Source organism: Pseudomonas sp. NBRC 111131 (assembly GCF_001320525.1).
In the GTDB taxonomy this organism is placed as follows: Bacteria; Pseudomonadota; Gammaproteobacteria; order Pseudomonadales; family Pseudomonadaceae; genus Aquipseudomonas; species Aquipseudomonas ceruminis.
In genome coordinates this window covers 104,252-116,287 of sequence record NZ_BCBH01000008.1, presented here as the reverse complement: position 1 = coordinate 116,287, position 12,036 = coordinate 104,252, and the positions used below count along the sequence as shown (strand labels likewise).

Sequence of the window (12,036 nt, the reverse complement as noted above, 5' to 3'; positions counted from 1 at the left end):
GGTTCCAGCGTAGTCGCCACGGGCCATGCGTAGATGAACCGTGGCGCTGGAGGTCAGAGAATGTTGAACGGAATGGTGGTGACGATGCGCAACTCGTCCAGGCTACCGTCGGCCTGGGCTTTGCTGGCACGGTGAGCGGTATAGGTGGCGCGGATGCTGGTGTCCTTCAGTGGCCCGCTCTGCAGCGCATAACTGGTGCCGATGCCCCACTCGTAGTGGGTTTCGCCATCCATGCCAGCAACGTCATAGGCAGTGCCACGGTAGTGGGTCCCGTCGATGCCCCAGCCGCGTGCGTTGTACAGGTTGAACTTAAGGCCTGGCACACCATAGGGGGCCATGTTCAGCACGTAGGAAATTTGCAGGGACTTCTCGTTGGGGCCGTTGAAATCCGACAGCAGCGAGTTGGCCAGGAAAATACCATTGGTCTCGTGCAGGTAATCGAAGTACTCGTTGCCGTTGACCTGCTGCCAGGAGGCCGTGAGGGTGTGAGCCTGGTGGGTGAGGCCGAGCGACACGCTGTAGGTGTCATTGTCGATCTCGCCCATCTTCTTGCTGCCTTCGTCCACGGTCTTGTAGTAGTTCAGACCCGTGGTCAGGGCCAACACCGCGTTGTCGCCCAGCACGTGGCTGGCGCCGAAGTAGTACTGGTTCCAGAAGTCGTCGACCTTGGTGGCATAGAGGCTGGTGGTCAGGCTTTTGAACGGCTGGTAGTTGACCCCTGCGGTGCTGGCGCGGTCGGTTTCGATACCGGTGGCGCCATACTCGCTGCGGAATTTGCTCAGGCTCTGTTCGGTGCGCGGCGAGACCCGGTCGAAGGTGCCCAGGTCGAACGACAGGTTGTCGAATTCGGCGCTGTGCACAAAGGCCCCCTGGAAGCTGGAAGGCAGGGCACGGTTGCCGATGTAGGCGATCATCGGTGTATCCACCGACTGGCGGCCGAGGGTGAGGGTGGTGTTGGAGACGCGTGCCTTGAGGTTGGCCAGGCCCATCTTGCTCCATTGGCCGAGCGGATCGCCATCACTGTGGGTCAGGGTGCGGTTGTTTGGCCCGGCGATTGCGGCGCGGCCTTGTTCCAGGGCGATGGCGTTGTAGCCGGCCGCTTCCACGGCAAAGCCCACCGTGCCCTGGGTAAAGCCAGAGCTGTAGTTAAGGATGGTGCCCAGCAGCCAGTTGTCGCGGCTGTGGGTGTCGTGGCGGCTGCCGTCGCTTTTGTAGTACTTCCACAGCGGAGCGCGGGTGGCGCGTTCGCGGGCATACCAGTTGCGGGTGCTGCCGGAAAGGCTCTGGCCTTCGATGAAGCCTGTTGCCTGGTCCTGTTCGCTGGTGCCTTTGAGGCTGAGCGGGACGTAGTCCTGGCTTTGGCTGTCGGCCTGGGCCATGACGGGACATGCGCCGATGGATAAGGCCAGTGCGGTTAGTGTGAATAGTCTCAAGATTGAAGCTCCCTTTCTGTTTTTCTAGTTATTGCCTGGCCTTGTGAGCCGGGCCGTTGCGGTGTTGCCTGGGTTGCCGGGGTCGCCGGCTAATCAGAGGGTGTTGGGAGTGCCTGCCGGCGATCGGGCCGGCGCTGGCGAGTGGTCAATCGACACTCACACCGGAAAATGCATTGCGCCCAAAGGGGCTTACCTTGAAGCCCGAAACCGTTGCACTGATGGGCTGGTTCACCGTGGAATGCGCCACGGGCGTGATGGGCACCTGATGCTTGAGGCGCTGCTGCGCCTGCTGGTAAAGGGCGGTTCGCTGTGTGCGGTCGGTGACGTGCTTGGCCTGCTTGACCAGGCTGTCGTATTGCGCATCGCACCATCTGGAGTAGTTGTTACTGCCGATGGCGTCGCAGCTGTAGAGGGTGCCGAGCCAGTTGTCAGGGTCGCCGTTGTCGCCCGTCCAGCCGATCAGCGCGATATCGTGCTCGCCACTTTTCAGGCGTTTGAGGTATTCGCCCCATTCGTAGCTGACGATGCGCACCTTGAAGCCGAGCTTTTGCCAGTCGGACTGGAGCATCTGGGCCATCAGCTTGGCGTTAGGGTTATAGGGGCGCTGTACCGGCATGGCCCACAAGGTGATTTCGCTGCCGTCCTTGACCCCTGCCTGCCTGAGCAGCTGTTTGGCCTTTTCCGGGTCGAAGGGCGCATCCTTGAGGGAGTCGTCATAGGACCACTGGGTGGGTGGCATGGCATTTACCGCCCTTTGGCCGGACTCCCCATACACCGCCCGCAGGATCGCCTCCTTGTTCACGGCCATGTCCATGGCCTGGCGAACCTGCAGGCGGTCGAAGGGCGGGTGCTGAGTGTTGTAGGCGAGGTAGCCCAGGTTGAAGCCCGGTTGCTGGAGTACTTGCAGCGTGCTGTCGGCCCTGAGCGCCGGCAGGTCGGCCGGACGCGGGTGCAGGGTGACCTGGCATTCGTTACGGCGCAGCTTCTGGATGCGCACCGAAGGGTCGGTATTGATCGAGAAGATCAGGTTGTCGATCTTCACATCCTCGGGTTTCCAGTAGTCTTTGTTGCCCTTGAAGCGGATCTGCGAATCCTTCTGGTAGCGCTGGAATACGAACGGACCGGTGCCGACGGGGTGCTGGTTGATGTCGCTGGCCCGCCCGCTGGCCAATAACTGGTCGGCATATTCGGCGGACAGAATCGACGCGAAACTCATCGCCAGGTTCTGCACAAAGGCCGCATCGACCTTGTTGAGGGTGAACACCACGGTCAGCGGGCCGGTCTTTTCTACACGGGCGATGTTCTTGTCCAGGCCCATGCTGACGAAGTACGGAAACTCGGTAGGGTAGGCCAGGCGGAACGGGTGGCCTTTGTCGAGCATACGGTTGAAGGTGAACAGCACGTCGTCGGCATTGAAGTCGCGGCTTGGCCTGAAGACGTTGTTGGCATGGAACTTCACCCCTTCGCGCAAGTGAAAGGTGTAGCGCAGACCGTCATCGCTCACGGTCCATTTCGTGGCCAGTGCGGCCTGCACGGCCGTGGCGCCGCGTTGGAACTCCACCAGCCGGTTGTACAGCGGCTCGGCCGCGTCATTGTCGGTGGCGCTGGTGTACTGGGCAGTGTCGAAGCCGGCCGGGCTGCCTTCGGAGCAGAACACCAGGCTCTTGGCCTCAAGGGCCGAGGCCTGGCTCAGCAGGCCCAGGGCGAGCAGGGTGGCGAGGCGGGTGGTATTGCGCATGGCGGTTCCTCTTCCAGCTGTTGCGCGACGACTCGGGGTACGAATTGCGGCAACAGTTGCCCGACCCCGTTGCGGATGGCATCGGGGCGGGGGTAATGATCGGGGACGGTGGACTGGCACCCGCCAAGCAGCGGGTGCCGGGGCTAGGCTATTTTTCCACGCTCACGCCGTAGAACGCGTTGAGGGCGAACGGGCTGATCTTGAAGTCTTTCACCTTGGCGCTCATTGGCTGGTACACGGTGGAGTGGGCGATCGGGGTGATCGGTACCTGTTCCTTGAGGATGTGCTGGGCCTTTTGGTAGAGCTCGGTGCGCTTGGCTTGGTCGGAGGTGGCCTTGGCTTGCTTGATCAGATCGTCGTAGGGCTTGTAGCACCACTTGGAGAAGTTGTTGCCGTCGACTGCATCGCAGCCGTACAGGGTGCCCAGCCAGTTGTCCGGGTCGCCGTTGTCGCCGCTCCAGCCAATCAGCATCGCGCCCTGTTCGCCGCCTTTGGAACGCTTGATGTACTCGCCCCATTCATAGCTGACGATCTTTGCCTTGATGCCGATCTTGCTCCAGTCGGATTGCAGCATCTGGGCCATCAGCTTGGCATTGGGGTTATAGGGGCGTTGCACCGGCATGGCCCACAAGGTGATTTCGGTGCCTTCCTTGATCCCGGCCTCCTTGAGCAGTTGCTTGGCCTTTTCGGGGTCGTACGGTGCGTCCTTGATGATGGTGTCGTAGGACCACTGGGTCGGCGGCATGCCATTGACGGCGAGCTGGCCTGCCCCCTGGTAGACCGATTCGATGATCTTCTGTTTGTCGACGGCCATGTCCAGCGCCTGGCGCACCTTGAGCTGGGCCATCGGGTTGGGCTGGTTGCTGCCCTTGATCTTGTCCATCACGTTGTAGGCGATGTAACCGAGGTTGAACCCGGCCTGCTGCGGCATCTGCAGGTTCTTGTCGGCCTTGAGTGGCTCGATGTCGGCGGGGCGCGGGAACAGCGTGACCTGGCACTCGTTCTTTTTCAGTTTCTGCATGCGGACCGAGGCATCGGTGGTGATGGCGAAGATCAGGTTATCAATCTTCACGTCCTCGGGTTTCCAGTAGTCCTTGTTGCCCTTGAAGCGGATCTGCGCGTCTTTCTGGTACTTGCTGAACACGAACGGGCCGGTACCGATGGGTTTCTGGTTGATGTCGGCGGCCTTGCCCTGCTTGAGCAACTGCTCGGCGTACTCGGCCGACTGGATGGACGCGAAGCTCATGGCGAGGTTCTGGATGAAGGCGGCGTCCACTTCGTTGAGGGTGAACCTCACGGTGTGCTCGTCGACTTTCTCCACCTTGGCGATGTTCTTGTCCATGCCCATGTCGGTGAAGTAGGGGAACTCGGTGGGGTAGGCCTTACGGAACGGTTGTTCCTTGTCGAGCATGCGGTTGAAGGTGAACAGCACGTCGTCGGCGTTGAATTCGCGGGTCGGCTTGAAGTAATCGGTGGTGTGGAACTTGACGCCTTCACGCAGGTGGAAGGTATAGGTCTTGCCGTCGTCGGACACGTCCCAGGTGGTCGCCAGGCCCGGGATGACGGCGGTACCGCCTCGTTCGAACTGGGTCAGGCGGTTGAACACGGTCTCGGCTGAAGCATCGAAGTCGGTTCCGGTGGTGTACTGCCCCGGGTCGAAGCCAGCCGGGCTGCCTTCGGAGCAGAACACCAGGTTGGACGCGGCATGGGCGAGTGGCGCGCCAGCTAGCAAGCCTGCGCCGAGCAGAAACGGAATGACTGCGTGTTTGAGCATGGTGGCCTCATTGTTGTCATTTTTCGATTAGAGGCGGCCTCGTGAGCCGACCTGCGGATACTTATGCAGGGGAGAATCCCAATGCAACACATAGAAGGATAGTTGGCGCCCGAAAAGTAGTACGAGCGTACATGGATGTCGCATCTGTATAACTTTCGACGAAGTTGAACGTTTGCGCAGGCAAAATGATGGCTTTTTCTAGATATTTCGAAAAGATGAGGGATGACGGATGCACCTTAAAGGTGCGTAGGAAATGTCTGAATATGAGTGATTAGGGCCAGCTCTGGAGTATCAGCGTTGCACCGACGCTCCAGGGTTGGCTTGCCGACGATTAGCCGCAAGGCGGCTCGTCAGGTTACGGCATCTGCACTTCGATCAAGCCATCGGCATTCATGCTGACTTCGCTGGTGCCGGCCTCGATATCCGGAGCGGGCGCCGCCTCATCGCCAGCCATAGCCTTCATGGCCATGGGGGCGCTGCGCAGGTACGGGCGTGGGTAGCCGCTGCTGTTGAGATTCAGGCTGACCACTTTATAACCTTTGCCGCCCAAGGCCTCGGTGGCCAGTTGTGCACGGGCCTTGAAGGCATCGACGGCATCCTTGAGCAGCGCATCCTCACTGGCCTTGCGCGTGGTCGGGGCGATGGAGAAGTCCATGCCGCCCATTTTCAGGTCTTGCAGCAGGTCGGCGCTGAGCTGGGACAGGGCCGGGAAGTCGGCGCTTTCCAGGCGCAACTCGGCACGCTCACGCCAGCCGGTGATCTTCTGGCCTTTGCTGTCGTAGACCGGGTAACTGTTGCGGCTGCCCTGGCTGATCTTCACATCCTTGACCTGGCGCGCCTGCTGCACGGCCTTGTTCATGGTTTCGGTGATCTGTTTGGCCAGCTTGCCCGGGTCGCTGTTCTGCGCTTCGCTGTAGAGGGTCACGACCATCAGGTCACGCGCGACTTCCTTGCTGACTTCGGCACGCAGCGATACCTGGTTGTAGCGCGGTTCATCGGCCGCCAGGGCCGGCAGGCTGGCGAGCAGGCCGCAGGAGAGGATCAGGGCAGCGCCGCGACGAGGGATATGCATGTGGTACTCCTTGGCAATAAAAGGCGTGGGTTCTGGCCATCCATTCCACGCATGGCCCATAGGACCGGAAACAGTGTAGCGGGTTCAAAAGTGCCATCATTCTCCTGTGACAAAGTGTGGCGCTTTGCCGCATCGCTGCTGCCAAGTGCCTGGTTTCGGTATACTCCAGGCGATTTTCCTGGAGCACTCATCAGGAGAGCTCATGCTCGCCGCCGCACACCCGCTGTCCGCTACTCGTCAGAACCTCTGGCGCCTGACTGTCATTCGCGTTCTGGTCCTGGCCGCTCAGGCAGGCTCCGTGGGCGTTGCTTATTGGACCGAACTGCTGCCGCTGCCGTGGTTCTCGCTGGCCGCGACATTGGCCCTGTCGTCCATTCTCTGCGCCTTCACCGCCTTGCGACTGCGCCTGTCGCTGCCGGTCACCGAACTTGAGTATGCATTGCAGCTGGCCTGCGACCTGCTTATTCACAGTGCACTGCTGTATTACTCCGGTGGCTCGACCAACCCGTTCGTTTCCTATTACCTGGTGCCGCTGGCGATTGCCGCCGTGACCTTGCCCTGGCTGTACTCGCTGATCCTGTCGGGTATCGCGCTGACGGCCTACAGCCTGCTGCTGGTGCAGTTCTATCCGCTCGAAGGGCTGCCGATGGCGCGGGATAAGATGCAGGTCTACGGCATGTGGCTGAGTATTGCCCTGGCCGCTGCAGTGATTACCTTCTTCGCCGCGCGCATGGCCGAAGAGCTGCGCCGTCAGGAGCAATTGCGCTCCGAGCGACGGGAAGAAAGCCTGCGCGATGAGCAACTGCTGGCCGTAGCCACCCAGGCCGCCGGCGCTGCCCATGAACTGGGCACGCCGCTGGCGACCATGAGTGTATTGCTCAATGAAATGCGCCAGGACCATGCCGACCCGTTGTTGCAGGAAGACCTGCAGATCCTTCAGGACCAGGTGAAGCTGTGCAAGGAGACCTTGCAGCAGCTGGTGCGCGCCGCCGAGGCCAACCGCCGTCTGGCCGTGGTCGAGCAAGAGGTGACTGTATGGCTGGATGAGGCACTCAACCGTTGGCACCTGATGCGCCCGGAAGCCAGCTATCGCTTCCAGCGCCTGCGTGATGGCCAGGTTCCCCGCCTGACACCGCCGCCCGACCTGACCCAGGCCCTGTTGAACCTGTTGAACAATGCTGCCGATGCCTGCCCCGATGACCTTGAGGTACGCCTGGACTGGGATGCCCAGGACATCGTCATCAGTATCCGTGACCACGGCCCTGGCGTACCGCCGGCGATCGCCGAGGCGATCGGCAAACCTTTCATTACCACCAAAGGCAAAGGCTTCGGCCTGGGCCTGTTCTTGAGCAAAGCCAGCGTGACCCGTGCGGGCGGTTCGGTGAAACTCTATAGTCATGAGCAGGGTGGCACCCTGACCGAATTGCGCCTGCCCCATGGCAAGCGAGGAGATGAATGATGAGCGAAGAAAACCAGGTCGAAGGCGAAGAGTTGCCGCACCTGCTGCTGGTGGATGACGATGCCACCTTCACTCGGGTCATGGCCCGGGCCATGAGCCGCCGCGGTTTTCGCGTCAGTACGGCGAGCTCCGCCGAGGAGGGGCTGATCCTGGCTCAGCAGGACCTGCCGGACTACGCCACGCTGGACCTCAAGATGGAAGGTGACTCGGGCCTGGTGCTGCTGCCCAAGCTGCTGGAGCTCGACCCGGAAATGCGAGTGGTGATCCTGACCGGTTACTCGAGCATCGCCACCGCGGTCGAGGCGGTCAAGCGCGGCGCCTGCAACTACCTGTGCAAACCGGCCGATGCCGACGATGTGCTGGCGGCGCTGCTCTCGGAGCACACCGACCTGGACGCCCTGGTGCCGGAAAACCCGATGTCGGTGGACCGTTTGCAGTGGGAGCATATCCAGCGGGTTCTCAGCGAGCACGAAGGCAACATCTCCGCCACCGCACGGGCGCTGGGCATGCACCGGCGGACCTTGCAGCGCAAATTGCAGAAGCGGCCGGTTCGGCGCTGAATCCGTCTTGATCGCACAGGTCCTATCGCTGGCAGGCCGGCGATTGGGCCTGTGCTGCCAGAAATTTCTTTATATTGCAGCTGATCCCGCAACTCCTGGCGTGTTGACGTATCATTAGCCCCCTAACGGCAACCCCTTCAGGATCGCTAGCGCATGCTCGCCCTTCTTATCCAGACGCTGAACATCACGGCGCCCGTCTTCGCCATGCTGTTCATGGGCGTATTGCTCAAGCGCATCAACCTGATCGACGACAATTTCAACCGGGTCGCTTCGCAGTTGGTCTTCAACGTCTGCATGCCCGCGCTGCTGTTTCTCGGTATCTACCATGCCGACCTGGCTGCGGCGGTCAAACCTGGCGTTATTCTGTACTTCGTTCTCGCCACCCTGGTCGGCTTCGCTGCGGCCTGGGGCCTGGCCATCTGGCGCAGTCCGCCGGCCGATCGCGGTATCTATACCCAGGGGGCGTTCCGTGGCAACAATGGCGTGATCGGCCTGGCCCTGGCCGCCAGCCTGTATGGCGATTACGGCATCTCCCTGGGCGCGGTGCTCGCTGGTCTTGTGATCCTCCTGTACAACTCGCTGTCGGCGGTGGTGCTGGCGGTCTACAGCCCGGACCTCAAGTCCGACCCCTGGAGCATCTGCAAAAACATTATCAGTAACCCGCTGATCCTCAGCGTGCTGGTGGCCACGCCCATGGCTTACGGGCAAGTGCCGCTGCCAAACTGGCTGCTCACCTCGGGTGACTACCTCGCACAGATGACCCTGCCGCTGGCGCTGATCTGCATCGGTGGCACCCTGTCGCTGGCGGCGCTGCGCGACAGCGGCAAGCTGGCCATCGATGCCAGCCTGGTGAAGATGGTCTGGCTGCCGCTGATTGGCACCTTTGGCGCCTGGCTCTGCGGTTTTCGCGGTGCCGAACTGGGCATCCTGTTCCTGTACATCGGCAGCCCCACGGCGGCAGCCAGCTACGTCATGGCGCGAGCGGCCAAGGGCAACCATGAGCTGGCGGCCTCTATCATCGTGATTACTACGCTAATGGCAGCGATCACCACCAATATTGGTATTTTCATCTTGCAGTGGGGCGGATGGATCTAGATCCTTGACTGCACACCTCATAAAAACACGGCCTCACTGAGCTTAAGGACACTTCATGCAAGACCAGAGCAAGCCCGAGCGGTTGCAGCGCGGGCTGAAGAATCGCCATATCCAGCTGATTGCGTTGGGCGGCGCCATCGGGACCGGGTTGTTCCTGGGCATCGCCCAGACCATCCAGCTGGCTGGCCCCTCCGTTCTGCTGGGTTACGCCATTGCGGGTCTGATGGCCTTCTTCATCATGCGCCAACTGGGCGAGATGGTCGTGGAAGAGCCGGTGGCTGGCAGTTTCAGCCATTTCGCCCACCAGTACTGGAGCGAATTCGCAGGCTTTGTCTCGGGCTGGAACTACTGGGTGGTGTACGTGCTGGTGGGTATGGCCGAGCTCACTGCGGTTGGCATCTACGTGCAGTACTGGTGGCCGGGCTTTCCTACCTGGGCCACGGCGGCGATCTTCTTCGTGGTCATCAACCTGATCAACCTGACCCAGGTGAAGGTCTACGGCGAAATGGAATTCTGGTTCGCCCTGGTCAAGGTAGTGGCCATCGTCAGCATGATCGGCTTCGGTGCCTGGCTGCTGAGCAGTGGCCATGGCGGCCCGGATGCCAGCGTGGCCAACCTGTGGCAGTACGGTGGGTTCTTCCCCAACGGCATTAGCGGGCTGGTGATGGCCCTGGCGGTCATCATGTTTTCCTTCGGTGGCCTGGAGCTGGTGGGTATCACCGCCGCCGAGGCCGACAACCCACGCCACAGCATCCCCAAAGCGACCAACCAGGTCGTGTACCGCATCCTGATCTTCTACATCGGTGCCCTGGCGGTGCTGTTGTCGCTGTACCCATGGCAAAAGGTGGTGCAGGGCGGTAGCCCGTTCGTGATGATTTTCCACGAACTGGACAGTGACCTGGTGGCGACCATCCTCAACATCGTGGTGCTGACGGCGGCGCTGTCGGTCTACAACAGCTGCGTCTACGCCAACAGCCGTATGCTGTTCGGCCTGGCCAGCCAGGGCGATGCACCCCGCCAGTTGCTCAAGGTCAGCCGCAGCGGCGTACCGCTGACGGCGTTGGGTGTGTCGGCGTTCGCCACAGGCATGTGCGTGTTGATCAACTACCTGATGCCGGGTGAGGCGTTTGGCCTGCTGATGGCGCTGGCGGTGTCGGCGCTGGTGATCAACTGGGCGAGCATCAGCATCACCCATCTGAAGTTCCGCAAGGCCAAGCTGGGGGCGGGTATTACCCCGTTCTACAAGAGCTGGGGGCACCCGTTTACCAATTACCTGTGCCTGGCGTTCATCGTGCTGATTCTGGTGGTGATGTACCTGACCCCGCCGATCCGCATTTCGGTGATGCTGATTCCGGCGTGGATTGCCTTGCTTTGGGTAGCGTTCCGCCTGAAGAAGGCTCGGCAGGGCAGGGCCTGAGTCTGCACTGGCCCTATCGTCGGCTTGCCGACGATAGGGGCCTCGTTGATCAGGCCGGGTAGCTGTCGATCACTTCCTGCGCCGCTCTGAACGCATCGATCGCCGCCGGCACGCCGGCATAGACGGCGCAATGCAGCAACGCCTCGCGAATTTCCTCCACCGTACAGCCATTGTTCAGCGCCCCGCGCACATGCCCCTTGAGCTCTTGGGGGCACTTGAGCGCCGTCAGTGTGGCCAGGGTAATCAGGCTGCGGGTCTTCAATGGCAGGCCGCCACGTGCCCAGACACTGCCCCAGGCGTGCTCGTTGACGAAGTCCTGCAGCGGTTGCGTGAAGTCGGTGGCGTTGCCCAGCGCGCGGTCGACGAACGCATCGCCCATCACCTGACGGCGAATCTGCTCGCCGGATTTGTTTTCAGCCATGTTGTTTTCCTTAGTGTTGGCGGCGCCAGGCGCGAACGGTGGTGTACAGCAGCAGCATGCCGAGCACTGGCAGGACGTAGAACAGCATCAGCCGCTCCAGGCGGCCGGCCAATGGCATCCCCGTGGTGAAGGCCACCACATGCAGGCCATAGGCCAGGTAAAGGCAGAGGAATATCAGGCCTTCGGCGCGGGTGATGCGGTAGCCGGAGTAGAACACCGGCAGGCTCAGGGCGGCTACACCTAGCATTACCGGCAGGTCGAAGCCCAGGGCATTGGGAGAGATGCTCAAGGGTTCGGGGGTGACCATCGCCGTCAGCCCCAGCACCGCCAGCAGATTGAACAGGTTGCTGCCGATCACCGTGCCCACGGCAATCTCCCGTTCGCCGCGAATGGCGGCGATCAGCGCTGCGGCCAGTTCGGGTAGGGAAGTGCACACGGCAACGACGGTCAGGCCGATGATGCGCTCTGACAAGCCAAGGTCGGTGGCCACTTCGACTGCCGCTTCTAGCAGCAAATGGCCGGCCAGGCTCAGCAGGCCAAGGCCGAACAGTACCTGCAGCAGCGTGCCGGACCAGAAGCGCCCGGGGCTGCTGGCGAGCGGGCGCGGAGCAGGGTAGGTGCGTGCATAGTGGCGTGACTGGTGCCAGAGCATGGCCAGGTAGGCCGCCAGGCCCAGCAGTAACAGCAGGCCTTCCATTCGGCCCAGTTGGCCGTTGGCTGCAAGTGCATACACCAAGGCACTGGCGATGATCATCAACGGGATGTCCAGGCGCACCAGCTGACGTGAAACCCGCAAGGGGATGATCAGCGCAGCCAGACCAAGGATCACCAGCACATTGAAGATGTTGCTGCCCACCACGCTGCCCACCGCCACGTCGGGTGCCCCTTGGTAAGCGGCTTGCAGGCTCACGGTCAGTTGTGGCGCAGTACTGCCGAAAGCCACCAGGCTCAGGCCGATGATCAGTGGCCGAACGTGCAGGCGCAGGGCCAGGCGCAGGGCGGCGCGTACCAGCAGTTCGGCGCCGGCGATCATAAGCAGCAGCGCTACGCCCAATTGCAGCAGGCTG

10 protein-coding genes are annotated in these 12,036 nt (G+C 61.7%); 4 read left to right on the top strand and 6 right to left on the bottom strand.

Going from position 1 to position 12,036, the window contains the following annotated elements:
- Nucleotides 1–53: 53 nt before the first annotated feature.
- The 4 genes from APH34_RS10300 to APH34_RS10285 all read right to left on the bottom strand — a co-directional run bounded on the left by APH34_RS10300 (nucleotide 54) and on the right by APH34_RS10285 (nucleotide 6,017).
- The gene (locus APH34_RS10300) at nucleotides 54–1,433 is read right to left on the bottom strand and encodes an OprD family porin (protein ID WP_054901064.1); all 1,380 of its coding nucleotides are present in this window, start codon (nucleotides 1,431–1,433) and stop codon (nucleotides 54–56) included.
- A 145-nt stretch (nucleotides 1,434–1,578) separates the two neighbouring features.
- Entirely contained in the window at nucleotides 1,579–3,171 is a 1,593-nt protein-coding gene (locus APH34_RS10295; RefSeq protein ID WP_054901063.1) for an ABC transporter substrate-binding protein, read from the bottom strand.
- Nucleotides 3,172–3,319: 148 nt separating this feature from the next.
- Nucleotides 3,320–4,945, bottom strand: coding sequence for an ABC transporter substrate-binding protein (locus APH34_RS10290; RefSeq protein WP_054901062.1), 1,626 nt, complete (start codon nucleotides 4,943–4,945; stop codon nucleotides 3,320–3,322).
- A 355-nt stretch (nucleotides 4,946–5,300) separates the two neighbouring features.
- Nucleotides 5,301–6,017, bottom strand: coding sequence for an SIMPL domain-containing protein (locus APH34_RS10285; protein ID WP_054901061.1), 717 nt, complete (start codon nucleotides 6,015–6,017; stop codon nucleotides 5,301–5,303).
- 202 nt (nucleotides 6,018–6,219) lie between these two features.
- Here APH34_RS10285 and APH34_RS10280 point away from each other — a divergent pair, with 202 nt between their 5' ends.
- From APH34_RS10280 to APH34_RS10265, 4 genes are all read left to right on the top strand, one after another.
- A complete protein-coding gene (locus APH34_RS10280; RefSeq protein ID WP_054901060.1) occupies nucleotides 6,220–7,476 on the top strand; it encodes an ATP-binding protein in 1,257 nt (418 codons plus the stop codon).
- Entirely contained in the window at nucleotides 7,476–8,036 is a 561-nt protein-coding gene (locus APH34_RS10275) for a response regulator transcription factor (protein ID WP_054901059.1), read from the top strand. The genes APH34_RS10280 and APH34_RS10275 overlap by 1 nt, the downstream gene beginning before the upstream one ends.
- 153 nt (nucleotides 8,037–8,189) lie before the next feature.
- Nucleotides 8,190–9,131, top strand: coding sequence for an AEC family transporter (locus APH34_RS10270; protein WP_054901058.1), 942 nt, complete (start codon nucleotides 8,190–8,192; stop codon nucleotides 9,129–9,131).
- A gap of 55 nt (nucleotides 9,132–9,186) precedes the next feature.
- A complete protein-coding gene (locus tag APH34_RS10265; RefSeq protein ID WP_054901057.1) occupies nucleotides 9,187–10,548 on the top strand; it encodes an amino acid permease in 1,362 nt (453 codons plus the stop codon).
- Nucleotides 10,549–10,597: 49 nt separating this feature from the next.
- Here the strand turns inward: APH34_RS10265 and APH34_RS10260 are convergent, their stop codons facing one another.
- Both APH34_RS10260 and APH34_RS10255 read right to left on the bottom strand, forming a co-directional pair.
- On the bottom strand, nucleotides 10,598–10,969 hold the full coding sequence (locus tag APH34_RS10260) for a carboxymuconolactone decarboxylase family protein (RefSeq protein WP_054901056.1): 372 nt from the start codon (nucleotides 10,967–10,969) through the stop codon (nucleotides 10,598–10,600).
- Nucleotides 10,970–10,979: 10 nt separating this feature from the next.
- Nucleotides 10,980–12,023 (bottom strand): calcium/sodium antiporter, encoded by a 1,044-nt coding sequence (locus APH34_RS10255; RefSeq protein WP_082422770.1) that lies wholly within the window; start codon nucleotides 12,021–12,023, stop codon nucleotides 10,980–10,982.
- Nucleotides 12,024–12,036: the final 13 nt, after the last annotated feature.